General features: G+C 30.9%; 16 protein-coding genes. 10 read left to right on the top strand and 6 right to left on the bottom strand.

Annotation, left to right across the window (positions count from 1 at the left end):
• The first annotated feature begins 54 nt into the window (after positions 1 to 54).
• From GOY08_RS04500 to GOY08_RS04480, 5 genes are all read left to right on the top strand, one after another.
• Entirely contained in the window at positions 55 to 1218 is a 1164-nt protein-coding gene (locus GOY08_RS04500) for a FapA family protein (RefSeq protein WP_158997548.1), read from the top strand.
• A gap of 13 nt (positions 1219 to 1231) precedes the next feature.
• Positions 1232 to 2635 carry a class I SAM-dependent RNA methyltransferase gene (locus tag GOY08_RS04495; protein ID WP_158997546.1) on the top strand — a complete coding sequence of 468 codons (1404 nt, stop codon included), beginning with the start codon at positions 1232 to 1234 and terminating at the stop codon, positions 2633 to 2635.
• Between the two features lie 15 nt (positions 2636 to 2650).
• Positions 2651 to 4036 (top strand): DNA repair protein RadA, encoded by a 1386-nt coding sequence (gene radA / locus GOY08_RS04490; protein ID WP_158997544.1) that lies wholly within the window; start codon positions 2651 to 2653, stop codon positions 4034 to 4036.
• A 139-nt stretch (positions 4037 to 4175) separates the two neighbouring features.
• Positions 4176 to 6011: an arginine--tRNA ligase gene (gene argS, locus GOY08_RS04485; RefSeq protein ID WP_158997542.1), complete on the top strand. Its 1836-nt coding sequence runs from the start codon at positions 4176 to 4178 to the stop codon at positions 6009 to 6011.
• A gap of 143 nt (positions 6012 to 6154) precedes the next feature.
• The gene (locus GOY08_RS04480; protein WP_158997541.1) at positions 6155 to 6961 is read left to right on the top strand and encodes a substrate-binding periplasmic protein; all 807 of its coding nucleotides are present in this window, start codon (positions 6155 to 6157) and stop codon (positions 6959 to 6961) included.
• A 9-nt stretch (positions 6962 to 6970) separates the two neighbouring features.
• Here the strand turns inward: GOY08_RS04480 and GOY08_RS04475 are convergent, their stop codons facing one another.
• From GOY08_RS04475 to lpdA, 3 genes are all read right to left on the bottom strand, one after another.
• Complete coding sequence (locus tag GOY08_RS04475; protein WP_158997539.1) at positions 6971 to 8044, bottom strand: BMP family lipoprotein; 1074 nt, start codon at positions 8042 to 8044, stop codon at positions 6971 to 6973.
• A gap of 77 nt (positions 8045 to 8121) precedes the next feature.
• A complete protein-coding gene (locus tag GOY08_RS04470; RefSeq protein ID WP_158997538.1) occupies positions 8122 to 9411 on the bottom strand; it encodes a dihydrolipoamide acetyltransferase family protein in 1290 nt (429 codons plus the stop codon).
• A gap of 48 nt (positions 9412 to 9459) precedes the next feature.
• Positions 9460 to 10863 (bottom strand): dihydrolipoyl dehydrogenase, encoded by a 1404-nt coding sequence (gene lpdA / locus GOY08_RS04465; RefSeq protein WP_158997536.1) that lies wholly within the window; start codon positions 10861 to 10863, stop codon positions 9460 to 9462.
• Positions 10864 to 10986: 123 nt separating this feature from the next.
• Here lpdA and yihA point away from each other — a divergent pair, with 123 nt between their 5' ends.
• The 3 genes from yihA (at position 10987) to GOY08_RS04450 (ending at position 13450) form a co-directional block, all read left to right on the top strand.
• Complete coding sequence (gene yihA, locus GOY08_RS04460; protein WP_158997534.1) at positions 10987 to 11670, top strand: ribosome biogenesis GTP-binding protein YihA/YsxC; 684 nt, start codon at positions 10987 to 10989, stop codon at positions 11668 to 11670.
• Positions 11654 to 12280, top strand: coding sequence for a tRNA (cytidine(34)-2'-O)-methyltransferase (locus GOY08_RS04455; RefSeq protein WP_202914022.1), 627 nt, complete (start codon positions 11654 to 11656; stop codon positions 12278 to 12280). The genes yihA and GOY08_RS04455 overlap by 17 nt, the downstream gene beginning before the upstream one ends.
• A 183-nt stretch (positions 12281 to 12463) precedes the next feature.
• Positions 12464 to 13450 (top strand): hypothetical protein, encoded by a 987-nt coding sequence (locus tag GOY08_RS04450; protein WP_158997532.1) that lies wholly within the window; start codon positions 12464 to 12466, stop codon positions 13448 to 13450.
• A gap of 3 nt (positions 13451 to 13453) precedes the next feature.
• Here the strand turns inward: GOY08_RS04450 and GOY08_RS04445 are convergent, their stop codons facing one another.
• Positions 13454 to 13945: a hypothetical protein gene (locus GOY08_RS04445; protein WP_158997530.1), complete on the bottom strand. Its 492-nt coding sequence runs from the start codon at positions 13943 to 13945 to the stop codon at positions 13454 to 13456.
• Positions 13946 to 14160: 215 nt separating this feature from the next.
• Between GOY08_RS04445 and GOY08_RS04440 the strand changes: the two genes are divergently transcribed.
• Both GOY08_RS04440 and GOY08_RS04435 read left to right on the top strand, forming a co-directional pair.
• Positions 14161 to 15444 (top strand): sensor histidine kinase, encoded by a 1284-nt coding sequence (locus GOY08_RS04440; RefSeq protein ID WP_158997528.1) that lies wholly within the window; start codon positions 14161 to 14163, stop codon positions 15442 to 15444.
• A gap of 12 nt (positions 15445 to 15456) precedes the next feature.
• Positions 15457 to 15999 carry a response regulator transcription factor gene (locus GOY08_RS04435; RefSeq protein WP_158997526.1) on the top strand — a complete coding sequence of 181 codons (543 nt, stop codon included), beginning with the start codon at positions 15457 to 15459 and terminating at the stop codon, positions 15997 to 15999.
• Between the two features lie 48 nt (positions 16000 to 16047).
• On the opposite strand, the gene GOY08_RS04430 is transcribed toward GOY08_RS04435, so the two are convergent.
• On the bottom strand, positions 16048 to 18285 hold the full coding sequence (locus GOY08_RS04430) for a hypothetical protein (RefSeq protein ID WP_158997524.1): 2238 nt from the start codon (positions 18283 to 18285) through the stop codon (positions 16048 to 16050).
• A 109-nt stretch (positions 18286 to 18394) separates the two neighbouring features.
• Positions 18395 to 19714, bottom strand: a complete 1320-nt coding sequence (locus GOY08_RS04425; RefSeq protein ID WP_158997522.1) for an MFS transporter — start codon at positions 19712 to 19714, stop codon at positions 18395 to 18397.
• Positions 19715 to 19718 lie beyond the last annotated feature (4 nt).

The following is a 19718-nucleotide window of genomic DNA, read 5'->3' as shown; positions in this document are numbered from 1 at the left end:
TTTCTGTTAAACTAATTTAAAACCAATTTTTATTGCGCATTTGGAGTTAAAAACATGAATTCACCTGAACCACCAAAAAGTCCAACAGCGCCTAACGCATCCCCTTCAGTAAAAAAATACTTTCAAATTGTTGCTGCTCCAGATGGAATGGAGGCATTTATTCCAGCTAAAACTAATATTAATCCAGAAACTGCAAAATTAACACTTGAACAATTAACAGCGTATTTAGTAAAATTAGGATTTTCAGCAAAGCCAACACAAGACGCTTTTCAAGAACTTATTAAATGTGCAGCTTCAAAACAAAAACAATTTGAAAAAAATTTTGTTTTGATAAAAGGGAGTCCATTTACACCTGCAAAACCTGCGACAATCAAATGGCTTAACCCTATTTCAATGCCAAAAGATCTGGTAAGACCAGGCATTCCTTTTGGGATCATTAAACAACCAACACCTGCAAGTTTAGCGAAAACAATATATGGCGAAGAATTACCAAATGTACTTCCTTTAACTGGTGAAAAAGTGGATGAAAAAAAAGTCATCACAACGCACCCTGAATTTATAATGGACAAAAATGGTGAAATTAAATGTGCAAAAGGTGGCCAAGCTATTATCCAACCCGATGGTAAAATTGATTTTGTTGATTTTTATACCGTAAAAGATGTCCGCCCCGATCAATTTCATAAAGTCCATTTTCCATGTAGCGTAGTTGTAAAATGTGAATTACAAGGGGCATTAGATTGGATAGTTGACGGAGATTTAACCCTTGAAGAGTTTTGGTCAGCTTCAAAAATTCAAGTTAAGGGCAATGTAAAAGCTAAAAGTGGAATTCAAACAAATAATTCAACTGATGAAACAAAAGCTGTGCAAATTCATGGAAATCTTGAAGCAGTTTTTATTCAATCAAGTTGTTTTATTGTTGAAGGTAACGTAAAAGTTGAGAAAGCGATTTTGGCTTCTAAGGTAATTACAAATGGAAATTTGGAATGCCTAGGAGATCCTGGAAAAATAGCCGGATCTGAAATCATTATGAATAAGGGAACGATAAATGCTAAAAACATTGGTAGTGAGAAAGAAAAACCTACTTTTGTTAAATATTTATCAGAAGAAAGTGCAAAAAATTCGAAAGTTGAAGCTCTTTCAGAAGGAACTCGCATCCAAATACGGAAATCAAATATTATCATTAAATTTACACAACCTTGGCCTCCGCCAAATCAATAGGTATTTATTCTAAATGCAACGCAATCGATCTAAACAAAAATCTGTTTCAAAATCTTCACTTTCTCATACAGTTTCAAAAAAAAATGAAAGAGAAATCATTACAGCATATAGCTTATCAACCGATGGGAAAGCAATTGCCAAAGGTGAAGATCAAATTGTTGTTTTTGTTAAAGATCTTTTACCAGGAGAAAAAGCAAAAGTAGAAATTATTAAAAAAAAGTCTACATACAAATTAGCTTTAGTAACAAAATTAGAATCAACAGTTTCCTATAGAACTATACCTCCTTGCCAATATTATGATTTATGTGGTGGTTGTCAATTGCAACATATTTCTTCTGAATTTCAGAGTAATTTTAAATTACAATGGTTTTTTGAAACTTTAAAACGAATTGGTAAATGGAATGATTCGCATTTTTTAAAAGCAGAACAAATATTAGAAGTTGTATACTTAAAAAAAGAATATTATCGACGGAGAATCCGTTTACATTTTGATGGGAAAAATCTAGGTTTTAAACAAAGCAGTTCAAATAAAGTCACTAATATTTCAAATTGTTTAATTACAACTGAACTTATAAATAATAAAATAGAATTTATTAAAAAAGCATTATTAAAATGTGTTTCTCTTTTAGAAAACAAACATTGGGAATGCGAAATTGAAATCACTGAAAGTGATGATGAAAAAATAATAATTCATGTTGCAGATGTTTTTAATTTTGACAAAAACTTGCAAATTTCAAATATTATTAAAGTCATAGAAAAAAATCTTGAAATAAATCAAGATCAACATATTTTAATCAAACATCCTGACTTGCAAAAATTTAAATTAAAAAAGCAAAGTTTTATCCAACCACATATTAATTGTATTTTTCATTATTATAAATATATAAAGTTTAGTATTGATCTTTTTCTCAAAAAAAATCAATTTAGAATTCAAAATTTTATTACTTATGACTTATATTCTGGAGCCGGAGTTTTTACGGGAATTCCATACTTTGCTGGTCTACAATATAATTTAAAAATTAATTGCTATGGAATTGAAGGTATTAAAGAAGCCATTGAATCTTTAAATCAAAATTATAAAAATTTACCCGTCCAAGGAAAAACCCAAAATGTCGATGATTTTATTCAAGAACAGTTTGAAAATAAAACAAAGGATCCAAATAACTATCATGGAATTCATATTTTAATATTAGATCCTCCTCGTTCGGGCTGTACTATCACTAATATGCAGAAAATTGTCGAAATTTGTGCAAAAAATGCTCTTATTTTATATCTCGCTTGTGATCCAGCTAGTTTTGCTAGAGACTCACGTGTTCTTTTAGAAGGTGGCTTTCAATTAACAAACCTAACATTATTTGATTCCTTCGGCCATACCACTCATTATGAAGTCTTAGGTTGTTTTGAAAAAAATGAGTAATTACGGATTTTAATTATGAAGAATTCTTTAAAACAAATTTTTGTCTGCAACTCGTGTGGTTCAATTCATCCTAAGTGGTTGGGCAAATGTCCTGATTGTGAAGCCTGGAATTCCATTCACGAAGAAACTGTTCAAAAAAATCAATATCAACAAAATTTAAGTGGTAGTAAAGCGGACATCAAACCTTTACCAAAAGTTGAAGAAAAACTAGAAAGACGCCTTTTTTGCGGAGTACCTGAATTAGATAGAGTGCTAGGAGGTGGTCTTGTAGTAGGAAGCCTTATTTTACTGAGCGGCGATCCTGGTATTGGTAAATCAACCCTTCTTTTACAAGCTTTAAATGGATTAGCGCAGCGTGGGTATAAGGTTTTATATGCTAGCGGTGAAGAAAGTTGTACACAAATTAAGTTAAGAGCTGAAAGGCTAGGCTCTTTGCACATGAATATTCTTGTTACAAATGAAACAAATATTCTTGCAATTATTGAAGCAGCTAAAGTCACAAGACCAGAAGTTTTAGTGATTGATTCTATTCAAACAGTATATAATCCAGAACTGCCTGGAAGTCCTGGAAATGTAAGCCAAGTACGTGAATGTACTAATCTCATTTTGCAAAATGCAAAAAGTCAAAATATCTCCACATTTGTGATTGGTCATGTTACAAAGGAAGGTAATATTGCCGGTCCAAAATTACTTGAACATCTTGTTGATACTGTAATGCATTTAGAAGGTGATCATTCAAGTGGTTACCGCATTTTACGGGCTCAAAAAAACCGATTTGGTTCTACTGGAGAAATAGGAGTTTTTGCCATGCAAGGCCATGGTCTTGTTGATATCCCGAACCCTAGTTCATTATTTTTAGATCAAAACAAAAAAGGTTGCGAAGGTTCAGCAGTCACAATCACCATGGAAGGCACACGCCCTATCCTACTTGAAGTTCAAGTTCTTGTAGGAAAAACTTCGTTTGCATCACCCAGACGTTTAGCAACAGGCTTTGACACCAATCGATTTACAATTCTCCTAGCCGTCCTTGAAAAGAGAGCTGGATTATATTTATCTACTCAAGATGTCTATGCAAATATTACAGGCGGTTTCAAAATATACGAAACTGCAATTGATCTTGCCACAGCTGCGGCAGTGACTTCAAGCCTATTTAATAAACTTTTACCAGCAAAATCAGCTTATTTTGGAGAAGTTGGGTTATCAGGTGAAATTAGAATGGTTAATCATGCTTTGGCAAGAATTCAAGAAGCACAAAAGTTAGGATTTGAAAAAGTCTTTATCCCAGCGCAAAATTATCAATTAGAACAACCTCACATATTGAAACTTGTTGAAAAATCGGAACATCCCTTTTTCGTAATACCTGTGGAACATATCAATGAAATTGTCCACAAAGATAGATAACTATCATATCAATGAAATTGTCCACAAAGATAGATAACTATCTAAAATCAAATAAAAAACATCAAATGTTAACTATTTTATTCTAGACATCTCTAGCTATTTAAAATATCCTCAAATTTTATTGCGCTCAGGAAAGAATTTGTCATATGCAAATTCTAACTGGAAACAGTATTTTAAATTCCAACAAAAAATTTGGTGTGAAATGACAACAATGCATGATCCTTTTAAACAAGAAATCGCTGAACTCATTTATAATGAGTTAATAATTATTAGCTCAGAATTAAATGTAGAATTTCAAACAAAACAAGAAGACATTTATAAAATGTTGACTATACCTCCAGAGTTCTCCTTTGGCCAAGCCGCTTTACCTTGTTTTCAATTTGCTAAAACATTTCGTCAAGCCCCAAATAAAATAGCTCAAAAATTAAGTGAAAATTTAAATAAAAAAAATAAAAAATTTGTTAAAGAAGTAGCTTGTATTAATGCTTATCTAAATTTTCATTGTAACTTTAATCAATGTGCAAACCAGTTAGCTCTAGATTTTTCAAGCAATACTTATTTTCATAAAAATTTACTGCAAGACAATGAAAAAGAAAAAATAGTTTTAGAATACTCTCAACCAAATACACATAAAGCAATGCACGTAGGCCATTTGCGTTGTCTAGTGTTAGGTGACTCTGTTGCTAATTTATTAGAGTATATTGGTAATAAAGTTGTTCGGGCAACTTACCCCGGTGATGTAGGTACACATGTTGCAAAGGTAATTTGGTATCTTACCCACCCGACAAAAAAAGATTTACCTACTCAAAATAAAACTCAATGGCTTGGGCAAATATATGCTGAAGCAGTCGATGCTTTTAAAGCTATAGAAAAAACTGAAAAAGAAGCAAAAGTTAAACAAGATATTTCTGAAATATTACATCAACTGAATAATAAATCAGGAAATTACTATGATCTTTGGAAAGAAACTCGTGAATGGAGCCTTGAAGAATTAAGAAATATCTACCACTGGCTAGATACAAAATTTGATACTTGGTACTTTGAAAGCGAATGCGAAGCACCTTCTAAAGAGCTAGTAAAAAGAAAATATGCTGAAGGTGTATTTGTAAAAGACAACGGAGCCATTGGTTTAGATTTATCCGAATGGAAATTAGGCTTTGCAATGTTGTTAAAATCCGACGGAAATGGCTTATATCTTACAAAAGATATTGATCTTATAACAAAAAAGTTTTCAGATCCAGAAGTAACAAAATCTATTATTGTTGTGGACTCTCGCCAAAAACTACATTTCCAACAATTATTTAAAATTGCTGAAATTATGGGATATCCACAAGCAACAAAATCTGTGCATTTATCTTATGAAACAGTTAATACGGAAGATGGCAAACCCTTTAGTTCAAGACAATTAAATGGATTACAATTATTCGATTTAAAAAATAAAATGGAACAAAAAGTAACTACTGATTACTTAGATCGTTATAAAGGACAATGGTCCGAAACAGAAATTGAAGACACTGCTAAAATTATAACAATTGGCGCATTAAAATATGGTATGCTACGAGTTGATAATAATACTCAAATAAATTTTTCATTAGAAGAATGGCTTAAACTTGACGGAGAAACTGGGCCTTACTTACAATATGTACATGCGCGTTGCTCAAGTATCTTGGAAAAAATTGGTTCACCTACCAATAGTTCAATTGAATTAAATGAAATTCAGGAACACGAACTGGTCTTTCTCTTGTCACAATTTAATGAGTATGCATTACAAGCTGGATTACAGAATAGACCTTCCATTCTAGCGAATTATTTATATGATCTTGCTAAAAGTTTTAATCGCTTCTATGAAAACTGTCCCATTAAAAATGCTACCGATAATATCAAAAATTCCCGTTTGCATTTAGTAAAATGCGCAAAGCAAGCTATTTCAGAAGGATTAAAATTACTTGGAATTCCTGCACCTGCAAGAATGTAAGATTCACTCTTTGTAATTTTTAGCACTCTAAAGATGTAAATCCGAAAAAGAGTCAAAAAAATTGTATCCAATTTAACAAATATTAATTTATTAATAATTTATTATAATTGAAGACAATAAATTATATTTTTTCAGGACTATCTATGAGTTGCTTTTTTAAATGTCTTATTTTTCTTGTTTTATTTTTTTCTCAATTTTCTATTTTTGCAGGAAACTCTGTACGTATTTGTACAGAGCAAAGTCCTCCCTATGTCGAAGCCAATCGGGACACAGGAGAAGTAAAAGGAATAGATATTGATATTTTTACATATATATTTAATAAACTGGGTGTGGAATACTTTATCGAACAAATGCCATGGGCAAGATGCGAATTATCGCTTGAAGCTGGAGTGGTTGACATCGGAATTAAAGTTTCAAAAAACCCAGAAAGAGAAAAGTTTTTATTCTTTCCAGAGAATGCTGTATGGGAAACTGTTTTTGTCTTATTTACAAATAATCTAACTAAGAAAAAATACAAAATTAAAAGTTACGATGATATTAAAGCGCATAAACTAATTGTTGGTGTGATTCATGAAAATTCCTATAATTCAGATTTTTGGAAAGCTTTTCCTTGGGTAGACAAACCAAATCAACTTTATCATCCTCTCATTGAACCATCCCTAAATGTCGAAAGTAACATGAAAAAATTAGCAGGAAATAGAATACAGTTATATCCTCAAGACAAAGAAATTGGAATATATACAGCAAAAAAATTAGGTTTAAAAAATATAACCTATTATGATACAGTATTATTTAAAAAACTTTACTATAATACTTTTGCAAAAAATTCAAAATTTTCTCATGAAAAATATGGTGATATAATTGCATTAATGAAAGCATATGATATTGAATTAAAGAACCTAAAAACTACAAAAAAATACAAACAATTTTTTGATAAATATTTAAAATAAATATTAATTTTAAGTTTTGCTATTAGCTTTTTTCACTATTTCATAATAGTCAGGGACTTTTATTTTTCCATCAATTATTTCTGATCTTATTTTATTAATTTTTCTAATTTCAAAACCACTTAATAAAATTCGATTGTATTTATCGTAAGCCCAATCAATTCCACCATTTCGTAAATCAAAAAATTTTGTCTCTGAAGTAAATCTATTTTCTACTATATCCTTTATTGCCATAAAAACAGCTATATCTACGTGTTTTAGCATACTTGTTAAAACAGCTCCTGGAATAATAGAATTTTGATTTGAATCTACTCCAATAGTATAAAATTTCTGAATCCCATTACCTGTATTTTTTTCATGATCAAGATTAAATTCACGAGTTGCTTGAAAAATTCCTTGTCCTGAAGGTCCTGCAACTTGAAAAATAACATCATAACCTTGTTTAAATAATGAAATTGCTATTTCTTTAGCTTTTGCAGGATTATTCCAGGCTTCGGTTTTTGGTCCAATAACAGTATACAAAACTTCAATTTTTGAAGAAATATGTTTAGCTCCAGCTTCATAAGCCATTCCAAATCGCTTCATCATAGGGATATCCATACCACCTATCATTGCAACTTTTTTTGATGAACTTTTCATAGCGGCTATACTACCCATTAAAAAAGCACCTTGATCTTCTCTAAATAGAGCTGAGCGCACATTTTTTTTGCTAGATTGAATTTCAGCATCTATTGTTAAATATTTTTTATCTGAATATTTTTCAGCCAAAGCTTTTACATGACTGGATGGGTTAACTCCTACAGAAATAATTAGTTTACAATTCGGATCTACACTGAAAGCTCTTAAAAATTGTTGAATTTGTTGATCGGAATGAGTTTCTAAAAATTTACTTTCTTTTGAAATTGCAAGTGATTCTAATGCTTGTTGAAATCCTTCAACTGCCGATTGATTAAAAGATTTATCGTTTTTCCCACCAACATCTAATACCATGCAAATTATAGGTAAATTTGCATAAACTATATTTGATTTTAGCAAAAAAAACATACACAAAAAGTATTTATATATTATTTTGTGAAAAGAATTCATTACATCCTCAATATACAAATTAAAAAACCCAAAGGAATACCCTTTGGGTTTAACAAAAATTTAAATTATAATCTACCTTAGATGACAGGTAAATTCCAATTTTCAATTACATTTTTAACTGTACTTAAAAATTTACCACTATCAGAACCATCAATAACTCTATGATCAAATGACAATACACAATAGCACATTGTTCTGATAGCTATAGCATCATTGATAACAACAGGTTTCTTTTGCATTGCACCAATTCCAAAAATCGCAACTTGAGGCTGATTTATAATCGGTTGGCCTATAACAGTACCAAATCCACCATAGTTTGTAATAGAAAAAGTTCCTCCACGAACGTCTTCTGGAGCTAGTTTTTTTCCTCTTGCTTTATCAGCTAAATTATTTAGTTCTCTACCTAGTCCAACAAAACTTCTTTCACTGGCATTTTTAATTACAGGAACTATCAATCCCCAATCAAGTGCGACTGCACAGCCTAAATTAATATCTTTTTTGTAGAGAATTGTATCGCCATCAACACTAGCATTTACAATTGGAACAGCTTTGATTGCTTCGATAGCTGCATGCATAAAAAATGGCATAAAGGTTAATTTAAAGCCATTGATAGCTTCAAATTTATCTTTAAATTTTGCACGCACATCGACTATTTTTTGCAAATCAATTTCAATTACTGAAGTAACATGTGGACTTGTTCTTTTACTCATAACCATATGTTCTGCAATTTTTTTGCGCATTCCAGACATTGGTACACGATTCACTCTTACACCATCAACAATTCCTTCAGAACCACCGCCTGTTGACTTGAGATGATCTGAGCTTGCTTTTGCAGCAGGAGCTGTTGCTGCGGCTGCAGCGGAAGCAACTAATGGAGAAACTGTTTTGGATTCTAATGCAGCAAGAACATCGTTTTTAACAATTTTGTTACCTTCTCCGGAACCTTGTACCTTTGATAAATCAAGCGCGTGTTCTTCGGCCATTTTTCTGGCTAATGGGCTTGCATAAACTTTTTGCAAGCCATCATTGCTTATTTCAACATCTTTAGAAGTGACTTGAATTACCTGTTGTGGTTGCTTTATTACTTTTTCTTCCTTTGGAGCTTCAGCTACGGCACCTGGAGCAGCAGCATCATCAATGACTGCAACTACAGAGTTTACACTAACTGTTTCGCCTTCTTTAGCTAAAATTTGGACAAGAACACCAGTAACAGGAGATGGAATTTCTGTATCAACTTTATCCGTAGATATTTCAAATAAGATTTCTTCTCTTTGAACTTTCTCACCTAACTTTTTATGCCAGCGGGTTAATGTTCCTTCTTGAATTGATTCTCCCATTTGAGGCATTAGCACGTTCTGAGTTGCCATATACAAACATCCTTTTCGTATCAGTTTTTTAAATCAAAAATGAATATATTATATATTAATTGGATGTCCCATTGCAGTGTGAGCAGCTTCTTTTATAATTTCAGACACAGTTGGATGTGGATGAATGGTATGTGCCAACTCTTCAATAGTCATTTCCAAATTGTTACCTAATGCAAATTCTGAGATCATTTCACTGGCTTTTGGATTTACAATATGAACACCTAAAACTTCACCATATTTGGAATCAGTTAAAATTTTTACAAAACCATCAGCTACATCATCTATGTGGGCTTTGGCTATGGCAGAAAAAGGAAACTTAGCAGATTTATATTCTCTACCAGCTTTTTTTAATTGATTTTCTGTATATCCAACACTAGCAATTTCTGGATAAGTATAAATGGCTGCAGGATTTGTTAAATAATTTATTGGATGACGCTTTTTGCCAACAATTACATCAACCGCATATAATGCTTCAGCAGAACCTGTGTGAGCTAATTGAGGTGTTGGTATAACATCCCCAACGGCATATATTCCAGGTACATTTGTTTGATAAGTTTTCAAATCTACTGAAATGAAACCGCGTTCATCCAATTTAACACCAACTTTTTCTAAGCCGATATTTTCAACATTAGGAGCACGCCCAACGCTCAATAGAACCTTGTCATAAACTCTTGGAGAACTTTCTCCTTCAATCATGACTTCAACTTTGTTACCTTTAGCCGTGACTGATTTTGTTTTTGTGCTTGTTAAAATTTCGCAATTTTGTTTTTTTAATGCTTTTGTTAATTCAGCAGCAGTTTCATGATCTTCTGTTGGACAAATTTGATCTGCCATTTCTAGTACTGTTACTTTTGTTCCATAACGGCCATAAGCTGAGGCAAATTCACACCCAATTACGCCACCACCAAGAACTGCCATCGTTTCAGGAACTTTATCCCAAGCCCATATTTCTTCTGAAGTTACAATATTCTTTCCGTCAACCTTTATGTGAGATAAATGGCGCGCTCTACTACCTGTTGCGATTAGAATATTTTTACATGTATATGAAGTTTTTTTACCATCAGCTGTAACTTCTACTTGACCTTTTCCAGTTATAGTTCCAAATCCACGCAGAACATCTACTTTATTTTTTTTCATTAAGTAACTAACACCGCTAGTCATTTTCTTAACTATTTCATCACGTCTTTTATTCACTTGTGGAAAATCAAGTTCAGCTTTATCAGCACCAGCTATTTTCACTCCATAGCTTGCAAATTTTTTAGCTTTATCAAACATAAGAGCTGATTGCAGCATTGATTTTGCAGGGATACAACCAACATTCAAGCAAGTTCCCCCAAGGGTTTGATCTTTTTCTATAATTGCCACTTTTAAGCCAAACTGCGATGCATAGACAGCACCTTCATAACCAGCTGGACCGCTTCCAATAACAATTAAATCATAATTCGTAGACATTAAATTTTTTCCTCCAAAGATATTAATCCTAAAAATATCCTAAAAAGACACTTGGAATCTCCCGCTGTTTGTATGTAGTCTTGCCCATCGTAAAACGCAACCTCGGGAAAGGAAAAGTCCCCCATGCGCGAGATTAAACTACCAAATCAAGATTTTATATTGTCTTTATCAGAAAAGAAAACCCCCCTGCGAATTGAATTTATTTGTTCGGGGCTTAAGAACTCAGATTTACCCCCATCTTCCGCGCCAGAATTTGCATTGGTTGGTAGAAGTAATGTTGGAAAAAGTTCTTTAATAAATTTTGTCGGAGGACAAAAACAACTTGCAAGAGTAAGTAATACTCCTGGGAGAACTCAAACTATTAATTTATTTTCAGCGGAAAAAGGTGCTTTTTTTCTTGTAGATCTTCCAGGTTATGGCTATGCAGAATCAGCACTAACTACTCAAGCACATTGGGAAAAAGAAATGCAAAATTTCTTTGAAGAAAGAACAGGACTATTTGCAATCTTTATTTTAATTGATATTCGTAGAGAAATTCAACCAGAGGATGAAAACTTATCCCGTTGGTTTCAAAAACTTGGTTTAAAAGTTATTTGCATACAAACAAAATGTGACAAAGTACATAAAAGCAAATGGCATCAATTAAGAGAAATTCATGCAAAAAAACTAGCGCTGCATTCAAGTCAAGTAATTACAACAAGTTCTGATAAAAAACTTGGGTTAAATGAAATTTTTAGAAATATTTCAGGTATGCTCGATGCTCTTGAAAAAGATTTAGAGGATGAAGAAAATGACATCCCGCAATGAAACAGAGTACACAGGTAAACTTATGTATCAACTAGGTGAAACTTTATTAGATAAAGATGATATCATAATTCAATCTAAACCTAAGCTTTCCTTCGATAAACAAGGTTATTTATATCCAGAAGTGAAAGAAGAGTTATTAAAATTTCACCCTGAAGTTGTTCTTTATTGCCCACAAATTCCTCCTAATACTGGAACGATTGCCCGCATGTGTGCAGCTTTTAGTTGTACTTTACATCTTATTGAACCCATGGGTTTTCATATCACTGAAAAAGCTTTAAGACGTGCCGGTCTTGATTACTGGGAGCATGTTTCTGTTTATTTGCATAAAAACTGGGAATCTTTTTTATTGACGAGAAAAAACAGAAGAATCATTTTTGTTGAAACGGGAGGAACTCAATCCCCCTATGAGTTTCAATTTCAACCAGGTGACCTACTTGTTTTTGGGGCTGAAACTTTTGGAATCCCTAAAGACATCATGCAAAAAGAAATTTCTAAAGGAACAGCTGAGATAATAACAATACCAATGTTTAATACCGGTGTAAGAAGTTTAAATCTTTCCAATACTGTTTCCATAATTATGTATGTAGCCATCGCAAAAATCCAAAGTTGATATTTTCTGAAATGAATTGACATAATTTATTTTTTTTAATATTTTTAATCATATAAATTTGTTTCGATTAGGATTTTTTCCTATCTGACCTAAGTCTTAGTTTAATCCTTGTTTTTAAATCATGCTCTATTCTTTTACTATTATATTTCAAACATGTTTATTTTTCATTTTTGGGAGACAATTATGGTTTTTAACAGTATGTCTGAAAAGTTAATTCCCATTCAAATCAAAGGCGTAGGTAAAGTTGGTTGCTCTTTATTAAAAAATTTAAATAAGAATGAATATAAGGTAACAGAGGCCTCGGATTCAAAATCAACGATTAGCAATCCTGATGGCTTAAATATTTCTGAAATACTTAATATAAAAGAACATGAAAAAAAAAACCTAAACGTATATATATCAAGTAATAATTTTTATGATTTTCTTGAAGTTGAAAATAAATCTAATATAATTATTGATTCTAAGGAAACACAATTATTAAACTCACACTTAAATTACAGTATTTATGAGAAAATATTGAGAGAAAACAATAAAGTAATTTTCTCAGCGAGAGACACATTATTCTATGGTATTGATATATTGTTAACAGAATATTCAAAAAATATTGGAATCAATGCTGCATTAAATGGAATTGGAAGATATCTCCAGAATAATCTAGAATTACTTCGTAACAAATGCGTTTCTTTTAGAGCTAACTGCCATCCTGTAAGTACGTTTTTAATTGAGCTTATTGAAAATGGTGAAAGTTTAGAAAACGCAATTGATTTAGGAAGACAAAAAAAAATATTTGAATTCTCTATAGAAGATGAATTAATAGGAAAAAATGCTTTTATTTCTGCTAATATAGCTGCAAATGCAATATATGGATACAAATACGATTCTTCAATTTACTTACAAAATTTAAAAGATATCGATCCCGAACTTATCAGATACAGAAAACAAAAAGGGAAAACAACTCGCCTCATTTGTTCTGCACAAGCAGACGGTGCAATTCATTTATCTTATCTTGAGATTGATATAAATTCACCGCTTTATTGCTCATCTGATTCGGTATCCTATGTTTTTGAATTAGGCCATGAAAAAACCCAAGTTGTTAGAGGAAGTGGAGTTGGGCCCCTGCAAACTGCATTAGCTATTCTTGATGATTTAATCTATCTGAAAAATAGATAGTGATTATTCAATTATCTTTAAATCAAATAATCCTAGATTCCCATTTTGATAAAACACTCGAATTTGCCAATCACCAGTCATAAAAAGCTGCATATTATCAAGCTTAAAACATCCAAGTTGTATTTCTGATGAAGCTTTTGATCTTATATTGCTTGGCATTTCAATTTTTTCTATTGTTGGGGGCTGACTGCCATGGCCCATATCAGGCATATATAAATCAATTTTATCAACAATCTGATGATCCTGAACGCATAATATGGATTGACTCATATTTTTTGAATTTGGTTTAGAAAAAAACTGAAGAACTCCAAAAGCTTTTGAAGCCTGATTTGCGGATAAATTTTCAACATTTCCCGTTTTTTTATCATATGCTGAGAGGTGCATTGGAATTTCAATTAAAGGTTTAGCTTCTGTTTTTTTCAAATATAATAAAACTAAAGCAATAAAAGCAACAATAATACCTAATAATAAGGACATTTTAGTAAACTTACTCATTCAAAACTCCTAGCTACAAGAAAACATATCAAAGCATAAAGCTTTTAACTATCAAAACAAAAAAAGGAAAGAATCAAATCATACCATGGTGCAACAAATCATTGCGCTAAAAAAGGGTTTTTTCAATAATAAAACTTGGTAAACATCTTAAGGTAAGCTAAAGATATTTTACTGATCAACTTAATAGCTGACCAGATTTCTAAATTAGGTAAAAAATGGGATTAAAACAATTATTACAAAGACTTAAGTGTTTCTTCTTTGACTATAGTTTTCCGGACGAAGAAAGAACAAAATTATTCTGGCTTATTCATTTACGCTGGATAGTCATTTTCTTGCTATTAATTCTTCTCTACTTTGTCATTAAACTGGAATGGATTCAATCTCAATTTATTCTTCTCTATTTATTAACTCTTCTAAATTTAAGTATTTTAAATGTTGGAGCATTTTGTTTAGCACATAAATTAAAAATTATTTCTATTAATTTTATTTTTTTTCAACTAATATCTGATTTATTTTCAATTACTTTTTTACTTGTAATCACAGGTGGAATTTGGAATCCATTAGCACAAATTATTTATTTAAATGTTATTTTAGGAGCAATTTTACTCCATAAATTACAAGCAATAATTTTTTTCACATGCTCAATTCTTAGTATACTTTTTTTGCATTATTTAAATTTCACCCCTCCAGCATTTAGTTTATTTCCTAATAAAAATCCTTTATTTTTATCTGGACAATTAGGAATTTGCATTCTGATATTTATATTAACACACTGGATATCAAGATTGCTAAGTAAACAAAAAAAATATTCAGAAATTCTATTAAGTGAAAATAACCGGCTTGATAAATTACGCGCAATAGGTGCACTTTCAGCTGGATTTTCGCATGAATTTGCGACCCCTTTAAATACTATAAAGCTAAGAACAGAACGTATTGAAAGAAAATACAGTAATTTAATTTATGATGATGTTTTTTCAATAAAAAAAGCAATTGAACAGTGCGAAAATGCTATCAAGCAAATTCATAGTAAATCACTTTCAGATGAAAAAACATTATTTGAGAAAAAAAATATATATGAATTAATAAGCAAAATAATCTTTAGTTGGAAAAATAAAGATTACAATATAATTTTTATTGCAGACAAAGAAGTAAAATTTTTTGAATGTAAAATTCCTATTTTAGCATTTACAAAAGCATTTATAGATATATTAGAAAATGCTATTCAGGCTAATAACTCAAACTTGTTAGAAATAAAAATAACTTTACAGAAAAAAGGACAGTATCTTGATCTCTCCGTATCCGATAAAGGACCAGGTTGGCCTAAAATAATTAAACAATATGCAGGTAAACCATTCTTGACAACAAAAGAAGATGGTGTTGGATTAGGTTTATATAATGCTTTTTCTTTGGCTTCAGCTGTAAATGGAAAATTTATTTTACTAGACAATATAAAGGGCGGAGCATGTGCCCAATTTTTAATCCCAATATGGAAAGAATGAAAGTTGTAAATCATGAACAATAAAAAAATTCTTATTCTTGAGGACAATGAAGATTTTCGCTCTTCTTTAGCAATAGAATTTGAAGAAAAAGGATTAACTGTTTTTGCAATAGAAAGCTCATCTAAAATTCCAAAAATAGCGAATTTTATTGATTATGCGATTGTTGATTTAAGATTAAAAAATGAAAATGGTATAGATGCAATTGAATTATTACAAGAATTCAACCCAAACTGTAAAATAGTTATGCTAACAGGTTATCCTAGTTTAGCAACTGCTGTTAAAGCTATTAAAAAAGGGGCAATAAATTATTTAACAAAACCTGTAAATTTAAAACAATTAGAACTAGCATTATTTGAAGATGAGTTTAATGAATCGGTAAGTATTCAACAAACAAATTTTGTTTCTTCCCCTTTAAGTTTAGCAAAGCATGAAAGAGAATATATTGAATATATTTTAGCGGAATGCAACGGAAATATTACAAATGCAGCAAAAAGACTTGGTTTACATAGACAAAGTTTACAAAGAAAACTGAGGAAATATCCACCGAAAAAATAAATTAGACTTCAATTTATTTTATAATTGAAGTCTAATAATCTAAAGAATCTATTTTTTTGGAATTGTTATATTCAAATTAATTAACATATTCTGGAATACATTTAAGTCATGCCAATTAATTGCTTGGAGATATAAAGTACCAAAATAATTACCTTCAGGAAGATTTTCATTTAAATTTGGTAAGAACTTAATTATAAAGCCTTTAGAGTTATTACCTTTGCCATCTGCTCCACAATTAATTGCTACTGCTGAAGTTAAAGGCCAATTTGCATAAGTTGGACAATTTTGGGGTACACTATTCCCAATTAAAGTAACATCATATCCATCTACCACATTTGGATTATAAACTTTAACTTTCAATGTAGATTGTTCTTTTCCTGTATCACCCCCCCAAGTTATAGTATGAAATTTATCTTGCTTAGCATTAGGTAAAACAAAGCCAACAGATTGAGCAGGTGGTAATAGAGTAGTAAATAAGCTAGATTTATCTAAGATAATTGGTAATCCTTTCCCATCATAAGTTAAATCAAATGCAACAAATTTAAAGTTATTTCCTTTAAATCTATTTTGGACATCAGTTAAACCTAAATGAAAAGTACCAATCTTTTCACTAGCGACATTCATGTAATATTTATTAGCATTTAGAGATGATGTATAAATTGCTGCTTCATCAGGAGAAGATATTTTTTTATCACTTCCAATTTTAAAACTTAAAGGGGCTGGTGATACTGCACTAAAAATTTCATTATTTATAGTTAAGCTGTCTACTGTTACTGTACAGTTTTTGTTGTATGATAATTTAATGATAAGGTTTTGTTTACTTAAAATTTGTGAATTTGGAGAATTCATCCCATCACATAACACTGATAACTGTACAGTAAAATTTGCTGTACTTAATCCATCAATTAAACTATCAGAGTTTTTACCAATAACTTTATAAATATCTTGTAAAATAAAACCCGTTTCAGTCATAGGTAAAGTAGCAACTGTTATACTTGAACCAAAAGAGTCACCTTCTTTTAACCCTAAAATTCTTGCTTTATTTACCCCATGAGTTCTTCCAGCAATAAGTTCTATACAATCTGTTAATTGTTTATCATTATCTTTCCCTGGCTCAAGTTTACATCTAAATACAGAACCTGTTCTTTTTCCTGTTTCATCTTTTCTACCAACAGCTCCAACATAAATATAGTTTCCATAAACTGCTAATGCAGAACCAAAATTATCATTTACTCCAAGCTTTAATTCATTAAAGCTTTTTTGATTTTGGCCTCCATAAATTTCACTGCAATTTTTTCCATCAAAATCACATCTAAATACAGCACCTGTATCATATAAATCACTTTTGTTGGTAGGCCCACTATCTCTTCCTATGGCACCGACAAAGATATTTTTATCAGATCCAGCTATGCTATATCCAAAATTATCATTAGTTATTAAATTTAACCTTGAGATATCAAATTGAACACAATTAGAGCCATCTGCTTTGCATTTAAATACTCGACCATTACCACCATTTTTATTTTTTGCACCAATATAAAGACTAGAATTTGTTAAATAAATACTTGAAGCAAAATTATCAAAACCATTTAAATCTTTTCTAATTTGATTTGTTTGATTTTTCCCACCCATTATTTCTATACACTTTGTTCCATCGGCATCACATTTAAATAAACTTCCCATATCATATAAATTTGATTGTGCTGGAGTACCACCATCTCTACCAATTGCACCAATAAAAATGGAGTCATTAGTTGCAAAAATACTAGTACCAAAGTTATCATTTGTAATTAGTTTTAAACCACTGCTGTCTATTATAGAACAGTTTAATCCAGATAAATCACATTTATATACAGCTCCATTAGGATTATTTTGTTCCAAAATATTAGCTGCATTAAATCCACTTTTATTTAAAGCACCTATATAAATTGAATTATCATTTACACCAATACTTGATCCAAAAGAATCATTTTGTTTAAGAGTTAAATTTGTCGCACTAATATAACCTGCTAAACCTCCAAATATTTCTATACAATCATCTCCGTCCAGTGAGCAACGATACACAGAACCAGTCCCATTTCTTCCTTTTGCACCAATAAGTAAGTAATTTTGATTGTTACCATTTGGATTTGGAGTAACTACATTTGCACTTGAATTAGCTGAATCGTATCCACCACCAAATCCTCCACCTCCCTTAGAGCAAGATAAAAGAAACAGCAGAATAAAGAGTGTGGAAATTATTTGATATATGATTTTTATTTCAAATTTCTGACGCGAAATATGCATAATATCCTCCAATAAATAAAATCATTCTTTCATCGGCGGATATCGATAAAATTTTATAGTTATTCAAATATTTAAATAAAAATTAATAATTACAATATGTTATGTTAATTTAAAGGATTTTGCTTTTCTTTTTTCCAAAATTTACCTGTGCTAAGAAAGAATTAAATAAAGCAATTACACTTATTGTTACTAATAAGAAAGCTGGAGAAGAAAGACTATTTGTTTTTTCAATTAGTGCTGTTGCTAATAAGGGTGTAAATCCACCTAAAAACGCAAAGGCAATATTGTAGCTTAAAGAAGCTCCAGAAAATCTTATGAGTGGTGGAAAAGACTTAATAAGTAAATACATAGCTGAAGCGGTTGAAGCTGCAGTTCCAATAATCATTAAAATATAACAAGCAAAAATTGGGTAGTAATTATTTTGTGAGAAATGTGAAAATATAGGATATACAAAAAGTGCAAAAATAATACACGAAAACCTAAATACTTTTTCTGGCCCATATTTATCACAGAACCATCCAAATAAAATATTTGTAAGTGAATAAATCAAAACAAATAAAGAATTAATCTTTAATATTTCGCCCGATTCAAAACCAAAATATGTTTTTAGATAATTAGGTAAATAAAGCATAAATAAAGAGACTGATACTGCTACAACACCAAGCTCAAGTGCAGATTTGAAAACTAAGAATTTATAATTATTTAATACTTCTTTAATAGGAACTCTAATTATATTATTTTTTATTTTATTAAAAACTGGTGTTTCATTTAAAAAATTCCTTAAATAAACTCCAAATAAACCTAAAATACCTCCCGCTAAAAATGGAACTCTCCAACCCCAGTTATTCAAATCTTGTTGATTTAAATATTTTGTTAATATAAAACCTACAGTAGAACCTAAAAAGGTTCCAAAAGTAACACCAAAAAATAAACTGCCACAAGCTAATCCACGAAAAGATTTTTGCACATTTTCATAAATATATGTCAGTGAACCTGGGATTTCTCCACCAATAGCTAATCCTTGGAGAAAACGACACATAACTAATAAAATAGGTGCAAATACACCTACAGATTGATACGTGGGAAGCAGGCCAATTAAAAAAGTAGGTAAGGCCATTAAAAATACAGCCAGAATAAAGGGTTTTTTTCTTCCCTGCCTATCCCCAATATGACTAAAAAGGATTCCCCCTAAGAGTCTTGCAAAATAACCACTTGCAAAAATAGAGTAAGTTAAGATCAAACCAGTAACTGGTGAAGAACTTGGAAAAAATAGAGCTGAAATAATGTTGGCAAAATATACATATACTACAAAATCATAAAATTCTAAAGCGCTACCAAGAGCTGATACCATAAAAATTTTAATTTCATGTTTAGTTAATTTCTGTTTATTGTTCTCACTCTTTTCATATGTAATTTCTAATTTTTCCATATTT

Origin of the sequence: Pigmentibacter ruber (genome assembly GCF_009792895.1) — a bacterium.
Lineage (GTDB): Bacteria > Bdellovibrionota_B > Oligoflexia > Silvanigrellales > Silvanigrellaceae > Silvanigrella > Silvanigrella rubra.
This window is presented reverse-complemented; position numbering and strand designations above follow the sequence as displayed.